This is a genomic window from Luteimonas sp. KH_071 (assembly GCF_057838005.1).
The window spans coordinates 1,590,504-1,614,912 of the sequence record NZ_CM174458.1; the positions used below are offsets into that span (position 1 = coordinate 1,590,504).

Below are 24,409 nucleotides of genomic sequence, written 5' to 3' on the forward strand. Positions count from 1 at the left end.
AACAGGCGGGCGCAGAGGGCGCGACCTGCTAGGACGCGCCGTCGTCCGTTTTGGGCCGGGTCTCGCTCGCCACCCGTTGCACACGCGCGCGATACGCGCCCACGTTGTCGCCCTGGATGCGTGTGGCCTGGGTGCCGGTGACGGTGCCGACCTTCGCGTCGCTGCCGGTCACGGGCTCGGCATCGATACTGGTTTCGCGCTCGAACGCGTGCGACTTGTCGGTGTTGCGGTAGAACCGGTACAGCGCCCAGTACAGCGCGGTCGCGCCGGCGGGGCCGGCGAGCAGCAGCCAGAGACCACTGTCGTCGCTCATGACATGCCCACCAGGATCATGATCGCGATGCCCTCGAGGAAGGTGCCGACGGTCAATGCGGCCAGCAACAGTTTCCACTGCTGCACGGGCACGCTGCCCATGGTTTCGCCAGTCCGGCCGTTGACCGCGATGTAGTGCAGTAGGCCGCCGTTCTTGCCGGGCTGGTGATACGAATACAGCCACACAGGCAGGTACATCGAGACCCAGCGCGTGCCGTGGACGTCGAGCTGTTCCTGTTCCCAACGCACGCCGCGGTCATAGCGGCGCGTCGAGCCTTCGACCTGCGCGCGGGCGATCGACAGCAGCTGGTCTTCCAGGCGCGGCAGCAGATGCTCGACATTGCTGTTGCGCTTTTCGGAGGTGAAACCGGACAGGTACGAGGCGTTCCACTTCACCGCGTTCTTGGTGTCGAACGGCAGGATCGTGTTGATGATGTTGTTGGTGTTGACGTTGACGTCCAGGTTGCCGCGCTCGTTGGAGGACTCCAGCGGCAGATCGTCAACGGTGAACGCGACATGGCGTTCGACCTGATACACATCGGCGTCGTAATAGGTCTTCTTGTTGTTGTTGGTGCCGCGCGTGTACTGGCGCGTCTTGATCTCGCCCTTGCCGGCGACCGATACGCTCGCGCTGCCGTCGACGATCATGTAGGGCAGGTACACGCCGACGACATTCTCGGGCGTGAACTCGTCCTTGAACGCTTTGAGCGCGAACAGCCGCCGCTTGTCGACGAACTGGCGGATGCGCGCGACGGCGTCGTCCTTGCGGATGTGGAACGGCAGCACCGCATCAGGCACCGCCCCGTTGGAGATCTGCTCGTTGACGCCGAACACGTGACGGCACCAGTGGCAACGCGCCGTCATCGTGCTTTCGGTGTTGACCGTGACGTCCGCGCCGCAGCCGGCGCAATGGAAGGTCATCAGGCTGGCGGCATCGGCCTCGATGTCACGCGCGCCGGAGGCGATGACGGTCCCGCGCAGGTCGGCGATGCCGTCGCCGAATCCAAACGCTTCCTCGACCCGTTCACCGTGCCATTCGTTGCGGCAGTAGAGGCAGGCCAGGATGTCGGTGCCGGCGCGCTGGCGGATATCGGTCGCGCCGCATTTCGGGCAGCGGTTGAGGCCGTCCTTCAATGCCTCGGCAGAGGTGTCGATGGCCAGCGGATCTGGCGCTTCGAGTTCGTCGCGGATCGGGTCGGGCAACGTGGCTGGATCAACCGGCACGGTGCCCGGCAGCGGCGGCACATCACGCGGCGAACCCGGGCCGTCGACGGGACGAACCGGCAACGGCGGCGGCAACTTGGTATCGGACATGGTCGCGGTGCGTCGGGCGGCTTACAGGCCGAGCGCCTTGGCCTTGAGCGCGTCGTAATCGTCCTGCGTGATCAGGCCGAGGTCCAGCATCTCCTTGGCCTTCTTGAGCTTGGCGACCGGATCATCCGCCGCAGGCGCGGCGGGCGTGGCCGGCTGCTGCAGGCTGCCGATGCCGCCGGCCATGCCCGAGGCCATGCCCAGACCCACGAGCCCTGCAGCGCCGCTGTGTTCGCCAGCGGACTGCATGCCCTGGGCGACGCTCGCCTGCAGGTTGGAGTTGCCGCGCGAGCCGGCGAGGGCGTCGGCGCGCTGCACGGTCTTGAGCAGTTCCCGCGTGTTGGCGTCGTACTCGATCGAGACGATGGCGGTCTTGACGATGGCCAGGCCGCGATCGGACTTCCACTGGTACCCCTGTTCGACAGCCGCCGACAGGCTCTGCGCGAAGCCCAGCGAATCCTGCTGCAGCTTGGTGATGCGGTTGCCTTTGCCGGGATCGTTCGTGTACAGGCTGAAGGCCGGTGCGAGTGAGCCCACGACTTCGTTGAACAGCTGGCTGGCGGCCGCGTTGTCGATGTCGGTGAAGTCGAACACCTGGCCCGGTGCGAGATAGCTCGCCGGTACGAAGTTCTTCACGAACAGGATCGGGTCGACGATCTTCAGCGTGTAGGAGCCGCGCGTCAGCGCGCCGACCTGGGTGCCGAGGAAGCCGTCGTCCCAGTAGATCTCCGACTGCGTGCCGAAGCGGTTGTCCGGCAGTTGCTTGAGCGAGACGAAGAACGCCGCCTGCTGCGCGCCCGGCTGGCCGCCGAACTTGAAGCGTTCCCAGCTCTGCTTGATCAGCGGCGAGACGATGCCGTCGCCGGCGAAGATCGACTGCGAATTGATGTCGTCCGAGCGCCATTCGTAGCCGCCGGGTTCGGCGACGAAGCCGGTGATCGCGCCGTCCTGGAACAGCAGCAGGCCGTAGCCTTCGGGCACGACGATCTTCGAGCCGTTGCTGATGATGTTCGACGAGCCGCGCGTATTGGAACCGCGTCCGGCGTTCGTGCCCTGCGGCACGGCCGCGAACAGCGCCGCCGTCGACGGCAGACCGGTCGGTACCGTCAGAAAGTCCTTCCACTGGTCGGCCAGCACGCCACCGACCGCACCCTTCACCGCCTGTACGAGACCCATGACAATTCCCTTCCGTTCGTGACCGGGCACCGTGCCCGCTGTTGCGCTGGACTATACCGTCGCGTGCGTTAGCGACCGCCAGTGCAGGTCGTCACGCCGGCGCGCCGGCGCGCCGTGGAAGGCCTACGACGCCACGTGAACGCGCCGTTGCGTCATGACCACGGTGCCCGCGTCTCCACACGACTTCGTGGGGCAGGATCGCCGGGGGCCAGTGCCCGGCCGGTGGCGCGGACGCGCAGGGATTCCGATGGCGTCAGGGTGATGCACGGCGCCGGTGCAGGACATCCGGACACCATGACGGAATCGCCACTGCACAGGACCGGGGCCCCGGACACGGTCACACGTGCGTGGGCATGTATCGCAACGGCCTGACCGCCGTGCGCGCAGGCGAGGGTCGACGCCGTGGTCAGCACAGCGGCCGGCATCACACGATCTCCAGAGCGCCGCCGTTGATCGAGACGGCCGGTCCCCGCAGCGTGATTCGCGCACCTTTGCCGTTGTCGAGCACGATCCCTTCGGGACCGATTTCGATGGTCGCGCCGTCGGATGACCGGATCGACCAGGTTTCGGGGTGCGACCCGTCCGCCGGTGTCGGCAGCTGCCGCGATCGCCCCGTCCAGAACACGCCGCACCACAGTGGCATGTCGATGTCGCCACCTTCGAACTCGATCCATGCGGTATCGCCGATGTCGGGGAGCACCAGCGGCACGCCGGGTGGTAGACAGGGCAACGCCCAGCGCAGGACACGCGGTCCGGCGACGGTGGGCACCTGTACCTGCAGCCTGGCCAAGGCGTCCGGATCCTGATTGTCGACAACGATGCTGCGGTACTTGCCGTAGTAGGGCATTGATGAACTCCAGAAAGCGGTTCCGGAAGCACGTCGACCGGAATGTCGGGGATCGGGGGCGATTGCCGGCGCCGATGTCGTGCCTACCAGACCAGTCCCATCAGCCATGTATCCACTGCCGTACCCGGCATCAGGAAGGCCGGTGCCAGATGCACGACGAGGAAGAAGGGCACGCCCCAGCGCGTCTCCCGATGGATGCGCCGCAGGGTCACCAGGTCGTACAGCACGAGCACGCCAGCCAGCGCCAGGAGGCCAACCATCGTGAGCAGCACGCCGTCGATGCCCGCGAAGGCGGGCAGGTCGGCCAGGCGGATCAGCGCGGGCGAGATGATGGCGAGTGTGGCCAGCAGCATCAGACGCCGGTGAGCGTCGGATCGGCGCCGCAGCAACAGACCGCGGACCAGCAGCACCGCAAAGGCGGTCAGCGCGCCCAGATCGCCCCAGATGATCAGACTGAGCAGCGGGCGCTGCGCCTCGACGTCCACGCCCTGCGCGCGCCAGCTGTGGACGAGCTGTGCAAGCGTGACCAGCGAGGTCACGAGGACACCGCATGCGATCACCGCACCCACGACACCCAGCGCGCGGTGCAGCGTGGTGCGTCCGTTGGCGACCAGCAGGGTCTGGACCGAGAACAGCACGAACCACGCCGTCACCACGAGACCGTGGACGTAGAGATGGACCGCGAGCGGCCCGCTGGTTTCTGGCCGGGAAAAGAGCGTGTTCCAGAATCCCGCGACAACCATGGCGAGCAGCACGAGTGCCATCACCGGGAAGAACACGGTGCGTCGCCGGGGCAGGGCGACGGCGATCGGCGCGGACGGAGCGGTCATGCGGTCGGGTGGGTACACAGCGTCCTCCAGGGGCGGCAACGGCAGGCGCGGGTGCGCGCATTGCACAGGAGAACGGAAAATCCGCCACGAAACCGCCACCGGCGCAGGCACGGCCGCAGTCCGCGCCTCAGCGTGGGCTCGTACCGCCTTCCGGCGCCGTCGGGATCGGCGCCCGGATTTCGGCATGTCAGCCGCGCTTGGCGGCCTCGATCGCAGCAACGTCGATCTTCCGCATCGTCATCATCGCGGCGAACACGCGTTGCGCGGCCTCACGGTCCGAGCCGGTGTAGGCCTCGGTCAGGACGCGCGGCGTGATCTGCCAGTGCAGGCCCCATCTGTCCCGGCACCCGCCGCATTCGCTTTCGGTGCCACCGTTGTCGACGATCGCATTCCACAGACGGTCGGTCTCCGCCTGGTCGTCTGTGGCGATCTGGAGCGAGAACGCCTGGGTGTGCGGCCAGGGGGGACCGCCGTTGGGACCGATGCAGGGGGATGCCGCAAACCGTGAACCCGACGGTGAGGGGAGCGCCGGCCTTGCCATCGGGAGAGTCGCCCGGCGCCGAGTTGACGGCGGTGACCGCGCTGTCGGGAAAGGTCCGGGCGTAGAACGCCGTGGCTTCGAGCGCGGTGCCGTCGAACTACAGGCAGATCGTGTTCTTCGGAATCATGGCGCGGTCCCTCGTGGATGTTGCATCGAGCAAGCCACCGGAACGTTTAAACCGGTGTGCGCGGGCTCAGCGCGTCACGCCTGTCTGCGCGGCCGATCCACGGCGCCAACCGCGCCAGCCAGCGCGGGTGCCAGGCCAGCGTCATTGCGACCAGGAATGCGGCAGCGGCCAGGGACATGATCCAGACCAGCGCAGCCATCGAGGCGTGATCGCAGCACAGGCACAGTGCGAGTGAAATGGCGAGGGCAACCGCACCCAGCAAGCGCAGCGCGCGCGTGGAGGACACCGGCGCGCCCCAGACCTGCTGGCCGTGCGTCGGCATCGCCAGCGCCAGCCAGGCCATGCCGAGCACGCTGGCGAGCAGGGCCGCGCTCAGCAACCAGGCGGCGTGCGAAGCCTCATGCATGGGCGGCCTCCCGGCGCGGATGTTCGGCAGTCACCGTAGCGGCCGCGCGTCGACGCAGATATACGCCGGTCGCGCCGGCGACGGTCGCGGTCACCAGCAGGGCGAGATCGACGCCCGCCACCGGCCAGTAGCCGGCACTGATCGTGCGCAACAGGTGGTCACCGGTGGTGATCCAGTTGAGCGCGACGGCGGCCAGTGCCAGCAAGACGATCGCGCCGCACTGTTCGCGCCAGGCCGGATTCGCCAAGCCGCGTGCGACCGGCGCGCTGCGCAGGCCTGCATGCATCAAGGCCAGCGCCCAGGTGCCCCAGAACGCGTAGCGCTCCCAGTCGCCGCGGGCCGGCAGATCGTCCGGCAGCAGGCGGTTGGCGACGAGGATGCCGAGCGTCGCCGCGACCATGCCGGTGATCATCGTCACTGCCAGCGCGTCGACGATGCGTGCGCCCTGGCTGCCCTGTTTCGCGTGCTGGCGTTTGCGCTTCTCGACGAAGAACACGAAGCCGGTGGCGATGCACACCGCGCCCAGCAGGCCGCCGACGACATACAGCCAGCGCAGCAGCCAGTGGCGGAAATGCTGCAGGTGCAGGCCGGTCAGGAATTCGGCGACCTTGCCGACCGGTGTGGCGACGGGGTCCTCGCGGATCAGCGCGCCTGTCGAGGCCTTGAAGTGGATGCCCTGGCCGACCAGCGCGATGCGATCGGTGCCGGCGCGGTACACACTGACGTAGCCATTCGCGTCGCCGACGTGCTGCAGCACGAGGAAGCCGACATCGCCGGCCATGTCGCGCGCTTCCCAGCGGCGCTGCGCCTCGGCGACCATCGCGTCCACGTTCGCCAGTCCGCCGGGCACACCGGCGCGCCGATGCGGCAGGCCTAGCTCTTGGGCTTCGGTCGCGGCATGCAGATCGTGCAGGTCGTGCAGCTGGGTGTGGCCGACCGGGAAGAAATACGTCGCCGAGAAGATCACCAGACCGGTGAACGCGAAGAAGAAGTGGAACGGCAGCGCGACCACGCCGGTGAGGTTGTGCAGGTCCAGCACGCTGCGCAGGCCGCCCTTGCCGGGTCGGAAGGTGAAGAGTTCGCGGAAGAACTTGCGGTGCATCACCACGCCGCTGACCAGCGCGGCCAGCATCACCAGCGCCGAGAAACCGACGATCCAGAAGCCGAGGTTCTTCCAGTCCAGCGTCAGGCTGTAGTGCATCGGGTAGAAGAAACCGCTGCCGATCTTGAGACGGTCGTCCGGCAGCGCCGTGCCGTCGCGCGGATCGATGGTGCCCAGCGCAAAGATCGCTTCGTCGGGATCCTGCGCGCCCGGCACCTGGAAACCGGCGAACACGGCGACCACGGGATCGCGGTGCGTCGTGTATGCGCTCCAGTTGGCCACGGTGTCGAAGTGCTCGGGCATCGGCCCGTCGACGCGCGGACGCATTGCATCGATCGCCTGCCGTGTGGGCTGCATGCGCTCGAACGCCGGCCGCAGGATCTGCTCGAACGACGGCATCGGCTGCGGTTCGAAACGCGTGGACGGAATTGCCCAGCGGTCGATCTCGCGGTCGAACACCGACAGCGCGCCGAAGAAGAACGCCGCCATCAGCACGAAGCCGAGCACGAGGCCGAACCACGTGTGCAGCCACGCCATCGCCTGGCGGAAACTCTGCGTCACCACGACCTGTGCGGCCATCAGACGATGCTCGCCTGGACCAGCGAGGCGACGCCGGCCAGCAGCGCGCCACCGCCTACCAGCAGCATCCATGCCAACAGGAGCCGGTGCGTGGCGAACGTCCACAGGAACATCGTCAGGAACACCAGCAGGCCGACTGCGCTCGCCAGGAACTCGGCATCGTGGAAATCCATGCCGGCCTTGAATAACAGCGCGGCACCCGCGGCGATGACGCCCCAGGTGAAGGCATAGCCGCCGAACACGGCGGCACCGATGCGCGCGGCGAGCCGCAGGCGTGGGGTGGGGGAGGGAATGGCACTGGCGTAGGACATGGCGGCGGCGGTGTCTGAAAGCGGAAGAGCGGGCATCAGAAGCGGTAATTCAGGCTCAGCGTGTAGTTGCGCGGCGCGCCGTAATACCCGCTGTAACGCAGTGTGTTGACGTAGGTCTCATCGCCGACGTTGTTGACGTTGAGGCGCAGCGTGGCGTTGGGCTGGAAGTCCCAGCCGACGAAGCCGTTGAACACCGCATAGCTGTCCTGGCGCACGGTGAAGCCACTGGTCTCGACATTGGAGATGTCGCTCTGCCAGCGACCGCCCACGCCGAACGACAGCGCGGTGTAGCTGGGCAGCCGCGCGCTGAGCACGAGGTTCGCGGTGCGACGCGGCACCCAGCGGTAGGTGTCGTCGCCGTCCTGGCCGGTGAGCTTGAGCGCGGTGTAGCCGACGACGAGATCCACGTGTTCGCTCAGGCGACCGGTGGCTTCGAGCTCGACGCCTTTGGATTCGACGTCCACGCCCTCGTAGTAGAACTGGCCGCTGTCGTTGTAGCCGGCGCCGGTCGCCAGCCCGTTCTGCTCGGCGCGGAACACCGCCAGCGTCGTCAGCAGGCGCTGGTCGAGCCAGTCGGCCTTGACGCCCACCTCGAAGTTCGCGCCCTTGGTCGGATCGAGATAACGGCCATCGGCGTCCGACTGGCTCTGCGGCTGGTAGATGTCGGAATAGCTGACGTAACCCAGTACGTTCGGGCTGAAGTCGTAGGTCAGGCCGGCGTAGGGACTGGTCTCGCTTTCGGTCTGGTCGAAGGTCACGCCGTAGTTGATGCCGTCGCGGTGGTATTGCGCATAGTTGAAGCCGACGACCGCCTTGAGGCGATCGGTGAACGACAGGCGGGTGGCGCCGTAGGCGCGCTTGAGGCGCTCGTCGAGGGTGCTGTAGACCGAGCTTGCGCCCCAGACCGGCTCCGGCACCACGTCGCCGCCCCACGGGAAGCCCGGCATCGGGATGTAGCCGCAGGGCGCGCCGCTGCACAGCGCACCGGCGTATTCGGAGTTGATGTTTTCGCTGCGCGACCAGCCGACGCCGAACATCAGTTCCTGGTCGCGTCCGAACATCTGGAAATGCCCGTTGACCGTTGCCGAGACCAGATCGGCAGTCAGTTCGTCCTCGCCGCCCCACGGATAGCCGTACAGGCCCAGATTGGTGTCGGGCTCGAGACCGGTGCCGTTGAAGTCGGTCGCGTAGAACAGGCGGTCGTCGTTGCGGATGTCACGACGGTTGTACGCCAACTTGACTTGCCAGTCCGAGCCCAGCTGGTGCACGTATTCGGCGAACGCGGTCCGGCTGGTGGTGTCCCAGTAGGTCCAGTCCTGAGTGGTCGACGCGCCACGGTCCCAGCGCGCCTGGGTGCCGTCGCTGTACATGAAACCGAGCGCCCCCCACATGTTGCCGTCGGTGCGCGCGTCCTGCCACGAAGCGCCGAGCGTCAGCGTGCCGTTGTCGCCGATCTGGCCGTCGACGACGCCATAGACGAAGTCGCGGCGGTCGTCCTTGCCGCGCAGCCAGGAATCACCTTCCTCGTGCGCGGCGACGATGCGGCCGGCCCAGCGGCCGTCGTCGGTGAACGGCGTGGAGTAGTCCACTTCGGCGCGCGTCGTGCCCCAGGAGCCGACACTGATACCCGCGCTGCCCTCGGCGTGGTTGGTCGGACGCTTGCGCACGTAGTTGATCGTGCCGGCCGCATTGCCGACGCCGGTCAGCAGGCCGTTGGCGCCGCGGATCACTTCGAGCTTCTCGTAGCCGAAGGTGTCCATCGCGCCGGTGACGATGCCCCAGCCGTTGGGCAGGCCGACGCCGTCGATCTGAGTGTTGGCGATGTCGAAGCCGCGCGCGGTGTAGTTGCTGCGGTTGGTCTCCCATTCCTCGACCTGGATGCCGGTCGCCAGGCGCAGCGCCTCGTTGAGGCTGTCGGCGCCAAACTGCTGCATCTGTTCGCTGCTGACGATGCTGATCGACTGCGGCGTGTCCTTGATGTCGAGATCGAGATTGGTCGCGCCGTTGCTCACCCGGCCTGCGCGCTGCGCGACCACGAGGATCGTGTCCAGTTCGGTGGCGTCGGTCCCGCTGCCAGCGGCGTCCTGCGGGGCGGCGAAGGCGGGCAGCGCCGCGGTCGAGAGGGCGAGGCCGATGGCGAGCGAAAGAACGGCTTTGGCGGGCGTGCGGAACGGAGCGACGGACTGCGGACGAAGCATGGACGTAGGGACCTTGCGAGGCATGGGGAGGGAAGCGATCGGGATTCGCTGGGGCGCGCATGTCCGGCGCGCTGCCAACGGATGCAGTCCCGCTGCCGAAGGCAGCATTGGGTGATCGGTTCGCGCGTCCTCGAAAAGCCGCGTGGGCCCCGCGATGGCGGCGTCGGTTGCCTGCCCGCTCCGCGGGCGTCTGAAACTGCCCGTGCATTAAATGCGAATGAATGTCATTTCGCAAGTGTTGTGAGGCAGCCAGCTGCGTGATCCGACTCGGGGCGTCCAGCAGGCGAGGCTTCGCCGCGTGCAGGCCCTCGGCGAGCATGACCCGCGACTGCAGGGACACGCCGGGCCGACGCGCGCGACTGGCCGCTTCGCAGGACGCCCGCTCGGGGGCGTGTCGCGATACGCCCGTATGCCGGATCGCGCCGCCTCACATTTTCAGCACGCCACGCGGCGGGAGAATCGCGTTTTCCACGTGGAGCGGCCCATGCGCCTCCTCTCTCTGCTGATCGCTGCCGGCCTGTCCGCCCCCGCGATCGGCGCCGATACCGTGCCGCCTGTACGACCCAACGAGCCGGTGGCGGCCGTCGATCTCGCGCGCTACGCCGGCACCTGGTACGAGCAGGCGCACCTGCCGATGTTCTTCCAGCGCAAGTGCGTTGCCGACACCACGGCCCGCTACAGCGTCAATGACGACGGCACGGTCGCCGTTGTGAACCGGTGCCGCACCCAGGATGGCAGCTTCGACGAAGCCCGCGGCGTTGCGCGCGTGGTGGATGGTCGGACTTCAACGCTGGAAGTGCGGTTTGCGCCGCAGTGGCTGTCCTGGCTGCCGATGGTCTGGGGCGATTACTGGGTGATCGCGCTCGACGAGTCAGACTACCGCTGGGCGATGGTGGGCGCACCGGGCAGGGATTACCTGTGGATCCTGTCGCGCACGCCGCAGCTCGATTCCGGCGTGCGGTCGCGCCTGGTCGAACAGGCGCGCGCGATGGGCTATCCGATCGAGAAGCTGATCGACACGCCCCAGCGCTCACAGGAGATGCCGGAGGCGGGCTGAGCGCAGTCGCGCGCTTGCCGCATGCCGCGCCATGCGCAGTGGCGCCCGCGGCGCGCTTCAGAGGCTGGCGCCGGGATGCGGGGCCGGTGTACGGGTCTCCGCGTGCGCCGGGAGCATCGGGCCGGCGAAGGTCGTGCGTCGCACGCATCCGCGCTCGCGATCCGGCACAGGCAGGCTCAGATCACGAAGGCGCGCAGCTCCGCCATCTTGCCGTCGTGGAAGCGCCAGACATCCGAGTACGCATGGCGCGTCTCGCTGCCATCGGCCGCGGTGGCGATGAGACTGCCCAGCGCGATCACGAAGTCCTCTTCCGCAATGAGATGGTCGACCGTGAACACCGGCGGCGCGGAGTAGGCATCGGCCATCCACTGACGCACGGCGTCCTTGCCGTCGAGTGTCGACACGCCCACCGTCGTCCACTGGATATCGTCGGTGCAATACGCCAGAAACCCTTCGATGTCCCCACGGCTGATCGCCGCGTTGGCCTGCCGAAGCGCGCTTTTGTGCTGGTTGGACATGGCGGCGCTTCGGTCGACGTGGAGCGCAGACGATACCGGCACCGGGCCACCCGTGGATGAAGCGCGGCAGGTTGCACGGGTCGTGCATTCAGGCGAACCCCGCGACATTGCGCACGGCCGTGGTGCAGCGTGTCCGGCGTCTCGGCCAAAGCGAGGGTGACGCGGGATCGCGCGGCGCCACCTTGCGATCAGAAGCGGTCTTCGACCGGCAGATAGCGCCACGCACCGACCGGCATCTTCGCCAGCGACACGCGCCCGATGCGCAGGCGCCGGATCCAGACCACGCCAAGCCCGACCTGCGCGCACATGTCGCGCAGCTGGCCGGGGCGCACGCCCTTGATCGCGAAGCGCAGGCGCACTTCGTTCTGCCAGCTGACCTTGCACGGCGGCAGCGTGTGGCCGTCGTACTGCAAGCCGTGCTTGAGACGCTGCATGCCGTAGAACGGCATCTCGCCGGTCACTTCGACGACGAATTCCTGCTCGATGCCATCGAGGTCTTCGGTCAGACGCCGCCACACGCGGCCGTCCTGGCTCAGCACCATCAGTCCGCTGGCCTCGGGCTCCAGCGGCGCGAGTGGTGTCAAGCGGTGGAAATGACGTTGCAGCAGGCGCACCTCGGTCGGGTCCTCGTTCCAGCGCGTGGCCGCATCGACGTAGGGCAGGGCGGCGTCGGACGTGGAGAACGCATCGAGACCGGCAGGCTTGTGGAACAGGATCGTCGCCGGTTCGGCCACTGCAAGCCGCGCGGCCGCGTCGAGTTCGACCGCTTCGGTGGTCACCATGTGCTGCGGCATGTCCACGACGCGACCGTCGACCGACACCCAACCGCCTTCGATGTACTGCTCGGCTTCGCTGCGCGAGCAGCGGGCGAGTTCGGAGACGCGTTTGGCCAGTCGGACGGGGGCGGACATCGGGCACAGCCGGCAATCGGGGCGGGCAGTGTAGCGAGCGGGGCAGGTCCACGCGTTCGTCGCGCGTCGCTGCTGCGCGCATTGGCTGCGAATCAGGCGTTCCCGGCCTGGATGTGCCGGCTCGTTGCACGCCCGTGTCGGGAGCCTGTGTCGGCAACGGTAGAATTGCGCCTCTTCCGAACCGCCCTGTTGGATCGATGATCACCAACGACGTCCTGCGCAGCATCCGTTACATGCTCGACCTGAGCGACCAGAAGGTCGTCGATCTCGCCAAGCTGGTGGATCCCGACTTCGCCCTCGACAAGGACGACGTGCGTCCGCTGCTGCTGAAGGAAGACGAGCCCGGCTACGTGGCCTGCAGCGACAGCGTGCTCGCGCACGTGCTCGACGGGCTGATCGTGCACCGCCGTGGCCGCGACGAACGCCAGGCGGCGCGTCCGGTCGAATCGCGCATCAGCAACAATGTGGTGCTGAAGAAACTGCGCGTCGCGTTCGAACTGACCGATGTCGACATGCACCAGATCTTCGCCGACGCGGGCTTTCCGATCTCCAAGCCCGAAATGTCGGCGCTGTTCCGCCAGGCGGGGCATCGCAACTTCCGCCCCTGCGGCGATCAGCTGCTGCGCAACTTCCTCAAGGGGCTGACGCTGCGCGTGCGCGGCGGCTGAGGGCGCGCGTGCAGGCGGGCCGCTTCTGGCGGGCGCCTTCCAGACACGCGCTCGCGGATGCCGCTGGCCTCAGCTGGCGCCGAAGTTAGCGCACGTGACCCCCGTTGCTCCTTCTCCCTCTGGGAGAAGGTGCCCGAAGGGCGGATGAGGGTGCTTTTGAACGCCTTCGGTCGGAGCGCCAAGCCTCACCCGACACGCGCTGTGCGTCGACCTCTGCGACAAATACGGGCAGGCGCTCTTTCGGTCATCGAGGCGCGACACGCGTCGACGCAGCACGTGCACCACCTGCGCGGCAGGAGCCGCGCGGCTCAGCCCTGATCCAGCTCGTAGTGGATCAGCACCACGCACTGCGAGGCGAACAGCATCTTCGGACCGAGTGCGATCTTCTTCGCGCCCATGCGTTCGAGGCCGGGAATCGTCTTCTTCGGCATCGGAATGTGGTCGGTCAACAGGAAGCAGGGCTTGTCCGCGAACGTCTGCTCGCGGATCGGCGTGCCCTTGCGGTCCATCAGGAACAGCTGATGGTCTTCGGCCAGCGTCTGCACCAGCCGCTCGAAACTTGTGGTGCGGACCTCGACGCCCGATTCCACCGGTCGCGTCTCGTCCTTGCCCATGCCGCGCGAGGCGTCCAGCGCCCTGGCGATCTTGCCCAGCAACGCGCGCTCGTCGAAGCCGCCGATGTCGTGCATGGCGTTGACCTCGAAGCGGATCGTGCGCGAGAAATCCCGCGTGCTTTCCAGCACCAGGTAGACGGTGACATCGGGGCGGTGCGACTGCGCGACGAACATCGCGTTCATCAGCGTGTGCGCAAGGATTTCGGTATGCGCGTCCTGACCGACGGATGCCAGCAACGCGTGGCTGTCGGTGGGCGCGGCGCGCGCGCGGAGTACGAAAGTTCGCATGCGTGTCGAAGATGTCTGTCGTCGAATCCGATCCCGGCGATTCACCGCGCGTCGCCGATGCAAGCGTGGCTCAGGCGAAGCGGAGGCCGCACGGACGCAAACGGATCGCCAGCTCAACGACCGGATGCGGTCGCGCAGGGCGGCAGGGCGACAGGGCCGGAAGGCCATGCCGGGCGGCCACGTGCCGCCCGGCGCTGCGATCAGGCCGACTCGGAACCGGAATTCTGCTCCGGCTCTGCGGTGCCCTTGGCAGCGTCGCGTTCGGCGCGCTTCTTCGCGTCCTTCTCGTCCTGCTTCTTCTTTTTGGCGAGTTCGCGCTGACGCTTTTCGAACGAATAGTTGGGCTTGGCCACGGAAACTCCCTTGGATTGAGCGGGCTAGTGTCTCATCTGGGAGGTGGTCGCATCCAGTTTCACTATTCAGGGTCGGAAACCGGCCCACGGCGCGACGCGCCACAGGCCGGAAAACGGAAGCCGGACGCGGCTCATCAGCCGCGCAGCCGCACGATCTGGTTCTGCAGCGTTTCGATCTGGCCGCGAAGATCCGCGTTCTCGCGCTCCAGTTCAGTGACGCGGCGCTGCAGCGCCTTTGCGTCTGGCGCCGGCGTCGCGCCGTCGGGCGTCGCCCCGTCCTCACTGCCGGGCTTCGGACGCTTCTTCGCATCGCGTGCGCGCTTGGCGGCCTGCTTGAGTTCGTCCTTGCCGGACTGGGCGGCGCTGCGCTGCTCGTCTTCGGGGAGGCTGGCGACGGCGGCCGCCGCGCTCATCGAGATCGCACCTGACTTCAGGGCTTCCACGAGTTCGGGCGTGGCCTGGGCATGGATGCGCTCGATCATCGCCACCTGGTTGCTGCTGAGCTTGGCTTCGCGCGCGAGCTCGGCGCGGCTGACCTGCGACGGCGCGTCGTCCCACGGCGGGCGGTCATCGGTGTCCTCGACCGGCGCGTCCTGGGCGGGCGCGGTCTCCAGTGCGGCGATGCGCTGTGCCTGCTGTCGCGCGGCGACGATGTCGCGCTTGCGCAACGCGAGCACGCCACGCTGGTAATCCGACAGGCTGCGACGGCCGAGATGCTGCTCGATCATCCACAGATGCACGTCCTCCATCGACTGGAAGCGCGTGTTCTGGACCGTGTTGAACGGAATGTCGTGCTTCTGGCAGATGCCGTAGCGGTTGTGGCCATCGACGAGCACATCGCCCCAGAGCACCAGCGCGTCACGACAGCCTTCGGCGAGCAGGCTGCGCTCGAGCGCCTCGTACTCGTCCGGGGTCAGCGGATCGATGTAGGCCTTGAGTTCTTCGAGAACGACGATGTGCATGCGAGGCGACCACGACCGGGGGGCGCGCATTGTAGGGGCGCCCGTTCGCGGATGTTGAGACTTGCGCGGGGCCGTCTCACGTGCGCACGCGCAGGCGCGAACAACGCATCGAGTGATGCGTCGCGGCGCGTGTGGTGATCTGAAGGCGCGGCGCAGCGCGCCTTGGCGCAGATCAGCGGCGCAGCAACCTTCGACGCTTCGGCGCGGCGCTGCGCGCGATCAACGTGGCGCTGCCGACCGCGATCGCATCCTCGACCGCGCCGGTCGCCTTCTGCCCGAACCGGCGCATCGCGCGCACGCGCAGGTTGAACGTGACATAGGCCATGCCGACCGCGGCACCGGCGCCGAGCACGGCTGCCAGCGGGCGCTGATCGCGCGGCGCGAGCGCCATGCCGACGATCGCGCCGGTGACGACGCGCGCCAGCATGCCGGCCGGCACGATGCGGTCGGGCGCATTCTCCATCTTGTCGCCGGCCAGCTCGCCCGCCGCCAGCAATTTGGCGCCGGTCGAGGCCAGGCGGTTCGACATCAGGCGCGGCGCGCCGTTGCCGCGGGGCAGGGTGCCGTTGCAGGCGGCGTTGGCGATCGTCGCCAGCGGCGTCATCGCGCGCATGCCGGCCACGGCGCCCATCAGGATCGAGTGGATCAGTGACATCGGAAGTATCCGTGTTGTGCCCGCGGATGCAGGCCGAACCGGATCATGGCCGGGGCAGTGGTGAATCCGGTGTCGTCACCCACACTTTCGCGGCTGAACGCCGGACTTTTTACTTCTGCCGCGCGCCGCGACGGAGAGGCTCTCCGCTCCGCGTATCGAAGGGGCAGGCCCGATGACCGGCACGCTGAAGAAGGGCACATCTGTCGAATGGCAGATGCCGCAGGGCAAGACGCGCGGCATCGCGCCGGCCGGGCTCGAACGCTGACTCGACACTGATGCCTCGCGCGCGGTGGGCGCCAAGAACGGGAAAGGCGGCGGATATCGCGGGAACGCATCCGGTCGGTCGGGTGTGTCAGTGCGAGAACGGCGCCTGGGTGCCGTCGCCTGCGCCCTCCCAGCGACCGGAGCGTTCGGCCTGCGGGCAGATGCGCAGGTAGGTGGAGTAGGCGACCATCTCTTCCGGGCTCCAGCCCTTTGCCCAGTTGCAATACAGCGTCGGCCAGGGGCAGTAGCCGGGGGTCGGCAGGGGAATGGAGGTGGCGTAGTTCGGAACCGGGAACCAGGCTCTGGGGCTGTGCTGCATGCCATGGCGGCAGAAAACGAACGGATCGCCGGACCGCCAGAACAGGCCCTGCTCGCCGGTCTGTGCCTGTGCGTCCGACCTGCCGGGCGCCACGATTGCGAGTATGAGGACGAGTGTGACGCGGGCGATTCGACTGGCCATCGATCCGGTGCTCCGGCAACGGGAGAACCAGCGTAGGCAGCGCCTGTCGTGCTCGCGCGGGGGCTCGCCCTGGGTGTGTGTCAGGGCTTGCCGTGGCCGGGCGTCGGATGTGCGGGTTGACGCCACCAGTCACGGCGGGCATCGGTCCCCTGGAAGCTCCAGGCCAAGAACCGGCTTTGCTTGTTGCCCTGCGCCATTGCGACCTCGCGCACGTCCACCGCACCGGCCTTGCGCAGTTCGGCACGCAGACCCGGCAGATGCGCCGACTTCGAGATCAGACTGCTGAACCACAGCACCTGTGATCCGAAATCCACGCTCTCACGGATCATCTTGCGCACGAACCGCGCTTCACCGCCCTGGCACCAGAGTTCGCCGTCACGGCCACTGAAGTTCAGCGGCAGCTTGCGCGACGCGCGCGGCGGACCGTCCGAACGCGCCGCCAGATTGCGGCGTTTGTCGCGTCCGCTGCGATTGGCCTCGGCCGCCGACGCATGGAACGGCGGGTTGCACAGCGTGGCGGCATATCGATCCCCCGGGCGCAGAACGCCATGGAACAGATGGCCGCGCAGCGTCTGTGGGCGGACTTCGATCGCGCTGCCGAGCTGGTTGCCGCGCACGATCGATTCGGCGATGCGCAGCGCCGTCTCGTCGATGTCCGAGCCGACGAAGTGCCAGCCGTACTCGGTGTGTCCGAGCAGCGGGTAGATCACGTTCGCACCGGTGCCGAGATCGAACAGACGCACATCATCGCCACGCGGGATGTCGCCGTCACGGTCGCTTGCGAGCAGGTCGGCAAGCCCGTGGACATAGTCCGCGCGGCCCGGCACCGGTGGGCACAGGTAGGACTCCGGAATTTCCCAGTGCGCGATGCCGTAATCGGCCTTCAGCAGCGCCTGGTTGAGAAAGCGCACCGCGCGCGGATTGGAGAAGTCCACGCTGGTGTCGCCGGCAGGCGTGCGCACGAGAAAAGGCTGCAGTGCAGGTGTGACCCGGGAGAGCCGCTTGAGGTCATACCGACCCTGGTGGCGGTTGCGCGGATGCATCAGCTGCGGTTCTGTGGGGGATGAGCGACGTGACATGCCGCTATTGTGGACCGCACGAGAGCCGGGCGGTGAAGGGGGCGTGCCGCTCCGCGCGCTGCATCGTCATCTCCTGATCCGCCACAGCGACGGATCGGCGTGTCATCGCCGCCCGTTGCGCGCGGCGATCCACTGGTCCAGCCGGCTGGCGAACGCCTGCCGGTCACGCGCATGCAGGGCAGCGGGACCGCCGGTCTGCACGCCGGCGCCGCGCAGTTCGTCCATGAAATTCCGCATCGACAGGCGCTCGGCGATGTTGTCGGGCGTGAAGCGTTGCCCACGCGGATCGATCGCATCGGCGCCGCGTTCGACCACGCGCGCGGCCAGCGGAATATCCTGGGTGACGACGAGATCGCCTGGACGCGCACGCTCGGCGATCGCATCGTCGGCGACGTCGTAGCCACCGGAGACCTGCAATGCCCGGAGGTAGCGCGAGCCCGGCGTGCGCAGCCAATGATTGGCGACGAAGGTCACGTGGACCTGCGCGCGTTCGGCGGCGCGGAAGAGGATGTCGCGGATCACGACGGGGCAGGCGTCGGCATCGACCCAGATCTGCGGCGGTGTGTCGGTATCGGCGTCGTCTGCGTGCATCGTCATCCAGCGGGTCGAGGCGGATGCGCGGCAATTCCAGCCATTTCCGCGCGTTTTCGAAGTGTACGGGCGTCGAACGCGCGAGGCCGCAGGTTTGCGCCGATCGGTCGCCACCGGTATCGTGGGTCATGTGACATCGCTGCTGCACCGTGCGTTCTACCGGTGCCTTCTGCAGCATTCCCCTTCGTTTCACTGCATCCAAGGAGTTCGTCCATGGAGATCGCCGCTGCGCGCGTCGCCACGTTCCACTACACCCTCACCGACGACGACGGCAACGTCATCGACAAGTCGGCCGAAGGCAATCCGCTGCCGTATTTCCACGGTGGCGGCAATATAGTTCCGGGCCTGGAGCAGGCGTTGGAAGGCCACAAAGCCGGCGATGCGCTCAAGGTCGACGTGAAGCCCGAAGAAGGCTACGGCCTGCGCAACGACAGCCTGGTCCAGGCGGTGCCGCGCCAGGCGTTCCAGGGCATCGACACGATCGAGCCGGGCATGCAGTTCCAGGCCCAAGGCGGCGCCGGTCCGATGCTGGTGACCGTGGTCGAGGTGGGCGACACCGAGGTCAAGATCGACGGCAACCATCCGCTGGCCGGCAAGACCCTGCATTTCGCGATCGAGATCGTCGCCGTGCGCGACGCGACCGACGAAGAAAAGGAAGTCGGCCAGGTCGTCCAGCAGGCCGCCTGACCGCGCGTTGCGATCAGCGACCGGCCGCGTCCAGCCCCATCTGCCAGAAGTCGGCCTCCAGACGTGAGGCCTTGCCGAACAGCGCGGCGAGTTCGTCGAAGCGCCCCGGGCCGAGATAGCGCGCGCCGAGATCGTCGAGATGGCGCGAGGCATTCGCGGCGACGGTCTGGTATGCGTCGCCGGCGTATTCGGCGATCCAGTCGCGATACGGATGTCCGGCGAGTGCATCCACACCGGTCGGCGCCAGCGCGCGTCCGATCTCGGCGTAGCCGAGCACGCAGGGCGCCAGTGCGACGTGCAGGTCGAGCAGATCGCCGGACATGCCGCAATCGAGCACGAAGCGCGTGTAGGCGACAGTCGCCTGATGCTCGGGCGCGGCTTCGATGTCGGCCGGCGACAGACCCCAGCGCTCGCACAGCCGCACGTGCAGATCGAGTTCGACATCGACAATTGCCGAAAGACCGTTCTTGGCGGCGCGCAGGTCGGCGAGCGTGCGGCTCTTGTAGGCGGCCAGCGCATTGGCGCGCGCGAACTGGATCAGGAACAGGTAGTCCTGCACCAGATACGTGCGGAATGCGGCTTGGGGCAGTGTGCCGTCGCCCATACCGCGCACGAACGCGTGATCGACGTAACTGCGCCACTCGGCGGGCGCGGCAGCCTTGAGGCGTTCGAACAGCGACATCAGGCGTCGCCGTCCGCGTAGGCCGCGTCGAAGAACGCGAGTTCGAGATCCACGGCGCGCCTGAAGAAGTCCTCCGCGAGCGCGGCGTCGTTCGGTCCCACGCGATCGAGCTCGGTCTGCAGGAACGCGACGAAGTCCACGAACATCGGGTTGTCGTGCAGCGTGACCCACTCGGCGTGCACGAAATTGTCCGGCAGCGGGCGCGGCACGTGCTGCGCCCAGTCCAGATAGAGACCTTCGGCGACGTTGAGCACCGCGAGCATCGCGGCATAGGACCGCGTCGCTGCGGCCTCGCGCATGATCGCCTTGAAGCCGGCGGTCGGCACAGTATCGGGCGTGCGGGTCCGCGTGTCGGCGTCCACGCCCAGCGCGTCGAATGCGCGCAGGAAATAGGTATTCTCCTCGCCGCAGACCATGCCGACGAAACGGCCGAGCACCAGTCGCGATTCGAAGCGGTCGCTGCTGGCGATCGCCGCGCCCAGGAGCACCAGAAAGCTGTCGAGGAAGCGGTGGTCCTGGATCAGGTATCCGGCCATCACGTCGTCGGCGATGGTGCCGTCGCCGATTTCGCGGACGAAACGATGCTCGACCGCGCGCGTCCAGGTGGACGCGCAGGACTGGCGCAGGCATTCACTGAAACGCAGGGTCATGGCAACTCCAAGGCGGGGCGCGACGGGCGCAGAAGGTTGGGCGCTGCGGCGTGCCGCACATCGCAGACGAGGCGTGATTGTCGTGCAGCGTTGCGTCTGCGTCCAAGCCGGCGCGATGCACGCGTCACGCTGCGCTCAGGGCGTGGCGGGCGACGCCGGTTTTGCGGCAGCCGAGCGGCGTGCGCGCCGGATCAGGCCGTGGATGTAGGCCATCTTCTCGACGACGGGCGGCGCGATCACGAACGGATAGATGTCCGGATGGCCCATCGTGCGGTTAAGGCTGTTGATCGCCCAGGTCAGCGGCAACCAGGCATCGACCAGACGCTGGATGTCGGCGACCCGGTGCGGATCGAACGACAGGTCGGTTTCCATCGACGGATCATCGGCGACGTCCGGTGCGATGCGGATACCGAACGCCGACGCCATTTCCAGCGTGTCGACGATGTGCAGGTAATGCGCCCAGGTCTCGGCCCAGTCTTCCCACGGATGCATCGTCGCGTAGGGACTGACGTGCGCGGCCTGCCAGTCGTTCGGGGCGCCGTGATCGTAATAGATCTGCAGCGCGTCGCTGTAGCTGCGGCGGTCGTCGCCGAACAGCGCACGGCAACGCGCGAGCTCCTCCTCGCCCGCGTCACGCACCAGCCGGTCCCAGTAGTAATGACCGATCTCGTGGCGGAAATGCCCGAGCAGCGTGCGGTACAGCTCGCCCATCGCGATGCGCGTCGCCTCGCGCGCCGCGTCGTCGGCCTCGGCGAGCGCAATCGTGATATGGCCGTTGTCGTGGCCGGTCATGACCTTGGGGCCGGTTTTCGGGTCGGCCAGGAAATCGAACGACAACGGCCGCGGATCGCCGCTGCCGGGTGCAGGCGTCGGCAGCTGCAGGCGCAGTAGCGTGTAGAACAGGCGCCGCTTGGCGACCTCGATCTTCTGCCAGTCGGCCAGCCGCTCGGCATCGGCGAGATTGGGGATCGTGCGGTTGTGCCGGCAGGCTAGGCAATAACCGTTCGGGTCACTGGTGGGCAGCAGCCAGTTGCAGGCCGAATGCGTGGCATTGCGGCAGAACTTGAAGCGTGCGCCGGGGCGCGCGGGCGTGATCCATTCGCCGGCATCGAGATCGAGTGCTTCGAGTGTCAGTGTCTGCGGCAGAAAGCCCAGGGTCTTGCCGCAACGCAGGCACGCGGTGTTCTCGAAATACAGCACCTGCTCGCAATGCGAGCATTTGAACAGTTGCATGGCAGTGTCGCTCCGGGATCAGGCCGCGTGGCCGAGATCGTCGTCGAACGTGCGAGCGGCGGAAGATTCGAGATCGGCCCAGACACGCAGCGACAGTGTACGCAGGGGGCGATAGCTGGTCAGGAACGCGACGTCGGCGGCGTCCCGGCCATGCGCGATCACCACGCGTCCGCCGCGCGGCGCGGACTGGGTGGCGTCGAAGGTGTACCAGGCGCCGCCGAGATAGGCCTCGAACCAGGCATGCATGTCCATCGGCTTGAGGTCGTGCAGCCAGCCCACGACCATGCGAGCGGGAATATCGAGCGCGCGACACAGGGTGATGCCCACGTGCGCGAAATCGCGGCAGACACCGGCGCCGTGCGCCAGGGTGTCCTGTGCATCGGTGCTGGCGTTGCTGACGCCGTAGCGGTAATCGAGGTGGGCGGCGATCCAGCGGCGGATCGCCTCGGCCTGGGCATAGCCCGGCGCGGCATCACCGACTACTGTGCGTGCCTGTTCCCACATCGCGCCGCGATCCGACGGACAGTAGCGGCTGGGCAGCAGGAACTGCAGCGTCTCGGCCGGCAGCGCACCAGGATCGATAGCGGGTGCGTCGGGCGCGACCTGGATATCCGGCGTGGTCTCGACGGTGGTGTCGATCCGCACGCGGGTCAGTCCCTTGGGCACCACGAAGCGCTGGCACCGGTTGCCGAAGCTGTCGACGTGCTCGTCGAACCCGTGACTGCGATCGAATCCCGAGCGATCGTTGATGCGCCAGCGCGCCACGCCGTCGCGCGGCCGCAACATGGCGACGACCGGGCTGGCGATGTCGGTTTCGATCGAGAGTTCGCAGCCGGCCTGGACACGCATTGCGGGGAGATCTTCCTTGGAGGTGCGCCACGGTAGGCGCGGGTTCGTGCAGTGGACGTGGAGGGCGCCGGTTCAACCAGCGCACGATCACGAAGCGGAACACACGGACATGACCGTCGATCGCGGACGGCGAGGGTTGTACGCAGGGCTGGAACGCACGCGTACGAAAAAGCCGGCGCTCGGGCCGGCTCTCTCGCACACACGCGTGGTGTCTGGTGGGCGGTACAGGGATTGAACCTGTGACCCTTGCCGTGTGAAGGCAATGCTCTACCGCTGAGCTAACCGCCCGGATCGTTCGGAGGGGTGGGCAAACTGCCTGGACCGTCTCCTGTGCGCTGGACCCGCGAAGGGTGGCGCGATCGGGACGCGAATTCTACGGGTGATTCCCGTTGGCGACAAGCGGGTGTTGCGGGCGGCTGTTCGGCTCGCGCGGAGAGGCCGCAGACGTTGCCTTGCTTGTGATCTCTTCGCCCCGGCGAAGGCCACGCGCCAGCGTCTGCGCGCGATGAACTGTCAGTCGAGTCCGGTGCAGAAGTCGCTGGGCCCCGGCCTGCGCCGGGGCGACGGGCTCGGATGGCTCGGCCGCGCGCATGAGATGGCCTTCTTCGGCCACGCCTCTGAAGCGACGACCGCCATCACTCGATCTGCTCGCCCGCGTACGCTGCGTCCAGCGCTTCCATCGCATCCGCGGGCTTCAGCCTGGCGGCCTTCTCGTACGCAGCCGCCGCAGCCGCCTCCTGCGTCTCGCCATACAGCAGCATCAATACGTTTCCGTGCTCGATATGGGCGATCGGGGAGTGCGGGGTGAGCTTGAGCGCGGTCGCGATATGCGATTCGGCCTCGGCTGCCTTCGCACCATAGGTCAGGCCGCCGATCATCGCACCGATCTTGTCGATGATCTCGGCGTGGTAGAGCGCAAGCGCGGTGTGCGCTTCGGCGTGCTTGGGCGCGAGTTCGAGCGCGGTATGCAGCGAATCGCGGACCTTGCCGGCAATGCCCTGTTTGAGCGCTTTGGCGATGCTCAGGCCCTGGCTGTAGCGGCCCAGTGCGTAGGCGCGTCGGTAATGGCTGTTGGCATCGTCGGGCAAGGCGGCGATCGCGGTTTCGGCGAGCGCGGCTGCCTGCTCGTAGCGCTTGAGCTGTTCGGCGTCCGAGGTCACCAGATGCGTGGCGTGGATGCCCAGCGCTTTGACCGCGACCGACGCGCCGGCGGGACCGAGCGCGCTGCCGGCATCGAAGGCGGCCTTGAAATCGCCGGCATGGAAGGCGCGCCAGGCGTCCTGCAGTGCGCTCGCGAGGGCTGCGGCGTCGAGACCTTTCGGCGCAGCCTTGCCTGAGGCATCGATCAGCACCTGCGCGCGCTTCGCATCGGGAAACGGTTCGACATCGCCGGCGTGCAGGCGGGACCAGGCCTTCTTCAGGGCGTCGCCGGGATACGCGAATGCGTCGGACGGGTGGGGAAAGGGCGCCCATGCGGACTTGGCCATCGTGGTCTCTCGAAGTGGCGCGGCTGCGCCGTCAGTGGGTGTAGGCCTGGACCAGCGCGTTGAGGTGCACGCGCTCGGCATCGCGCAACGCGGGGGAGAGCAGCATCATCACCTGCACGATGCCCTCGCGGATCGCGACCTGCTCGTCGCGGTCGCCGCGCGTGGCGCTGTAGTTGAGCCAGAAGGTGGCGACGACGATCAGGTTCGTCGCCGCCGCATCGATCTCCGCGGGCGAGGCGCGCAGGATGCCGGCGCGGGCGAGCCCCGCGATCACCGTGTGCGCGCGTTCGCTGGCGCGGCGCAGGATGCGCGAGAAGCGCACGCGCAGACGCCGGTTGCGACTGAGGATCTCGAGCAGGTCGCGATAGAGGAAGCGGTAGTCCCAGATGCACTCGAACACCAGGTGCAGCTGCAGCCAGATATCTTCCAGTTCCGGCAGCCGTCCATCGGGCACGACGAGCGCGTCGTCCATACGGGCATCGAAGCCCGCGAACAACTGCTCGATGATGTCGTCCTTGTTGCGGAAGTGGTAGTAGAGGTTGCCCGGGCTGATGTCGAGCTCATCGGCGATGTGGTTCGTCGTCACCCGCGGTTCGCCCTGGGTGTTGAACATCGCGAGCGCGCAGTCGAGGATCCGTTGCCGGGTATCGCGTGCCATCGA

The 24,409-nt window shown here is 67.5% G+C and carries 27 protein-coding genes, 1 tRNA gene and 1 pseudogene; 3 read left to right on the top strand and 26 right to left on the bottom strand.

The annotated features are described in order from the left end of the window. Positions 1-28: 28 nt before the first annotated feature. From AC3IRM_RS07495 to AC3IRM_RS07540, 10 genes and pseudogenes are all read right to left on the bottom strand, one after another. Complete coding sequence (locus AC3IRM_RS07495; RefSeq protein ID WP_489205573.1) at positions 29-313, bottom strand: hypothetical protein; 285 nt, start codon at positions 311-313, stop codon at positions 29-31. After that, on the bottom strand, positions 310-1,626 hold the full coding sequence (locus AC3IRM_RS07500; RefSeq protein WP_489205574.1) for a TFIIB-type zinc ribbon-containing protein: 1,317 nt from the start codon (positions 1,624-1,626) through the stop codon (positions 310-312). The genes AC3IRM_RS07495 and AC3IRM_RS07500 overlap by 4 nt, the downstream gene beginning before the upstream one ends. Before the next feature lie 21 nt (positions 1,627-1,647). Further along, on the bottom strand, positions 1,648-2,799 hold the full coding sequence (locus tag AC3IRM_RS07505; protein WP_489205575.1) for an SPFH domain-containing protein: 1,152 nt from the start codon (positions 2,797-2,799) through the stop codon (positions 1,648-1,650). A gap of 424 nt (positions 2,800-3,223) precedes the next feature. Continuing rightward, positions 3,224-3,646: a phage baseplate assembly protein V gene (locus AC3IRM_RS07510; protein ID WP_489205576.1), complete on the bottom strand. Its 423-nt coding sequence runs from the start codon at positions 3,644-3,646 to the stop codon at positions 3,224-3,226. Between the two features lie 83 nt (positions 3,647-3,729). Then, positions 3,730-4,587 carry a hypothetical protein gene (locus tag AC3IRM_RS07515; RefSeq protein WP_489205577.1) on the bottom strand — a complete coding sequence of 286 codons (858 nt, stop codon included), beginning with the start codon at positions 4,585-4,587 and terminating at the stop codon, positions 3,730-3,732. Between the two features lie 76 nt (positions 4,588-4,663). Then, positions 4,664-5,144: pseudogene (locus AC3IRM_RS07520) on the bottom strand (VOC family protein). A gap of 46 nt (positions 5,145-5,190) precedes the next feature. Continuing rightward, a complete protein-coding gene (locus tag AC3IRM_RS07525) occupies positions 5,191-5,550 on the bottom strand; it encodes a DUF3325 domain-containing protein (protein ID WP_489205578.1) in 360 nt (119 codons plus the stop codon). Beyond that, positions 5,543-7,231 carry a PepSY-associated TM helix domain-containing protein gene (locus AC3IRM_RS07530; RefSeq protein ID WP_489205579.1) on the bottom strand — a complete coding sequence of 563 codons (1,689 nt, stop codon included), beginning with the start codon at positions 7,229-7,231 and terminating at the stop codon, positions 5,543-5,545. Before AC3IRM_RS07530 ends, AC3IRM_RS07525 begins: the two co-directional genes overlap by 8 nt. After that, positions 7,231-7,542 carry an iron uptake protein gene (locus AC3IRM_RS07535; RefSeq protein ID WP_489205580.1) on the bottom strand — a complete coding sequence of 104 codons (312 nt, stop codon included), beginning with the start codon at positions 7,540-7,542 and terminating at the stop codon, positions 7,231-7,233. Before AC3IRM_RS07535 ends, AC3IRM_RS07530 begins: the two co-directional genes overlap by 1 nt. Before the next feature lie 35 nt (positions 7,543-7,577). Continuing rightward, complete coding sequence (locus tag AC3IRM_RS07540; RefSeq protein WP_489205581.1) at positions 7,578-9,740, bottom strand: TonB-dependent siderophore receptor; 2,163 nt, start codon at positions 9,738-9,740, stop codon at positions 7,578-7,580. A gap of 484 nt (positions 9,741-10,224) precedes the next feature. On the opposite strand from AC3IRM_RS07540, the gene AC3IRM_RS07545 reads away from it, so the two are divergent. Next, positions 10,225-10,797, top strand: a complete 573-nt coding sequence (locus AC3IRM_RS07545; protein ID WP_489205582.1) for a lipocalin family protein — start codon at positions 10,225-10,227, stop codon at positions 10,795-10,797. A 176-nt stretch (positions 10,798-10,973) separates the two neighbouring features. On the opposite strand, the gene AC3IRM_RS07550 is transcribed toward AC3IRM_RS07545, so the two are convergent. Together AC3IRM_RS07550 and AC3IRM_RS07555 are read right to left on the bottom strand one after the other, a co-directional pair. Then, on the bottom strand, positions 10,974-11,315 hold the full coding sequence (locus AC3IRM_RS07550) for a nuclear transport factor 2 family protein (protein ID WP_489205583.1): 342 nt from the start codon (positions 11,313-11,315) through the stop codon (positions 10,974-10,976). A 188-nt stretch (positions 11,316-11,503) separates the two neighbouring features. After that, a complete protein-coding gene (locus AC3IRM_RS07555) occupies positions 11,504-12,226 on the bottom strand; it encodes an rRNA pseudouridine synthase (protein ID WP_489205584.1) in 723 nt (240 codons plus the stop codon). 197 nt (positions 12,227-12,423) lie between these two features. Here AC3IRM_RS07555 and AC3IRM_RS07560 point away from each other — a divergent pair, with 197 nt between their 5' ends. Further along, the gene (locus AC3IRM_RS07560; RefSeq protein WP_489205585.1) at positions 12,424-12,894 is read left to right on the top strand and encodes a YehS family protein; all 471 of its coding nucleotides are present in this window, start codon (positions 12,424-12,426) and stop codon (positions 12,892-12,894) included. 308 nt (positions 12,895-13,202) lie between these two features. On the opposite strand, the gene trmY is transcribed toward AC3IRM_RS07560, so the two are convergent. From trmY to AC3IRM_RS07595, 7 genes are all read right to left on the bottom strand, one after another. After that, positions 13,203-13,796, bottom strand: coding sequence for a tRNA (pseudouridine(54)-N(1))-methyltransferase TrmY (gene trmY / locus AC3IRM_RS07565; protein WP_489205586.1), 594 nt, complete (start codon positions 13,794-13,796; stop codon positions 13,203-13,205). A 200-nt stretch (positions 13,797-13,996) separates the two neighbouring features. After that, positions 13,997-14,149, bottom strand: coding sequence for a hypothetical protein (locus AC3IRM_RS07570; RefSeq protein ID WP_489205587.1), 153 nt, complete (start codon positions 14,147-14,149; stop codon positions 13,997-13,999). Positions 14,150-14,283: 134 nt separating this feature from the next. After that, positions 14,284-15,111, bottom strand: a complete 828-nt coding sequence (locus AC3IRM_RS07575; protein WP_489205588.1) for a ParB N-terminal domain-containing protein — start codon at positions 15,109-15,111, stop codon at positions 14,284-14,286. 172 nt (positions 15,112-15,283) lie between these two features. Beyond that, entirely contained in the window at positions 15,284-15,766 is a 483-nt protein-coding gene (locus AC3IRM_RS07580) for a DUF4126 family protein (RefSeq protein WP_489205589.1), read from the bottom strand. A gap of 352 nt (positions 15,767-16,118) precedes the next feature. After that, positions 16,119-16,490: a hypothetical protein gene (locus AC3IRM_RS07585; protein WP_489205590.1), complete on the bottom strand. Its 372-nt coding sequence runs from the start codon at positions 16,488-16,490 to the stop codon at positions 16,119-16,121. Between the two features lie 80 nt (positions 16,491-16,570). Next, positions 16,571-17,533: a 23S rRNA (adenine(1618)-N(6))-methyltransferase RlmF gene (gene rlmF / locus AC3IRM_RS07590; protein ID WP_489205591.1), complete on the bottom strand. Its 963-nt coding sequence runs from the start codon at positions 17,531-17,533 to the stop codon at positions 16,571-16,573. 138 nt (positions 17,534-17,671) lie between these two features. After that, positions 17,672-18,160: a YaiI/YqxD family protein gene (locus tag AC3IRM_RS07595; protein ID WP_489205870.1), complete on the bottom strand. Its 489-nt coding sequence runs from the start codon at positions 18,158-18,160 to the stop codon at positions 17,672-17,674. Positions 18,161-18,373: 213 nt separating this feature from the next. Here AC3IRM_RS07595 and AC3IRM_RS07600 point away from each other — a divergent pair, with 213 nt between their 5' ends. Further along, positions 18,374-18,847, top strand: coding sequence for an FKBP-type peptidyl-prolyl cis-trans isomerase (locus tag AC3IRM_RS07600; protein WP_489205592.1), 474 nt, complete (start codon positions 18,374-18,376; stop codon positions 18,845-18,847). Positions 18,848-18,860: 13 nt separating this feature from the next. On the opposite strand, the gene AC3IRM_RS07605 is transcribed toward AC3IRM_RS07600, so the two are convergent. The 7 genes from AC3IRM_RS07605 to AC3IRM_RS07635 all read right to left on the bottom strand — a co-directional run bounded on the left by AC3IRM_RS07605 (position 18,861) and on the right by AC3IRM_RS07635 (position 24,406). Further along, a complete protein-coding gene (locus tag AC3IRM_RS07605) occupies positions 18,861-19,529 on the bottom strand; it encodes a TenA family protein (protein ID WP_489205593.1) in 669 nt (222 codons plus the stop codon). Next, a complete protein-coding gene (locus tag AC3IRM_RS07610) occupies positions 19,529-20,179 on the bottom strand; it encodes a TenA family protein (RefSeq protein ID WP_489205594.1) in 651 nt (216 codons plus the stop codon). The genes AC3IRM_RS07605 and AC3IRM_RS07610 overlap by 1 nt, the downstream gene beginning before the upstream one ends. Before the next feature lie 135 nt (positions 20,180-20,314). Continuing rightward, a complete protein-coding gene (locus tag AC3IRM_RS07615) occupies positions 20,315-21,412 on the bottom strand; it encodes a zinc-binding metallopeptidase family protein (RefSeq protein WP_489205595.1) in 1,098 nt (365 codons plus the stop codon). An 18-nt stretch (positions 21,413-21,430) separates the two neighbouring features. Then, on the bottom strand, positions 21,431-22,261 hold the full coding sequence (locus AC3IRM_RS07620) for a transglutaminase domain-containing protein (RefSeq protein WP_489205596.1): 831 nt from the start codon (positions 22,259-22,261) through the stop codon (positions 21,431-21,433). 213 nt (positions 22,262-22,474) lie between these two features. Beyond that, positions 22,475-22,549 (bottom strand) — tRNA-Val (locus AC3IRM_RS07625). A gap of 347 nt (positions 22,550-22,896) precedes the next feature. Further along, complete coding sequence (locus AC3IRM_RS07630; RefSeq protein ID WP_489205597.1) at positions 22,897-23,748, bottom strand: hypothetical protein; 852 nt, start codon at positions 23,746-23,748, stop codon at positions 22,897-22,899. Positions 23,749-23,779: 31 nt separating this feature from the next. Continuing rightward, complete coding sequence (locus tag AC3IRM_RS07635; protein WP_489205598.1) at positions 23,780-24,406, bottom strand: TetR/AcrR family transcriptional regulator; 627 nt, start codon at positions 24,404-24,406, stop codon at positions 23,780-23,782. Positions 24,407-24,409 lie beyond the last annotated feature (3 nt).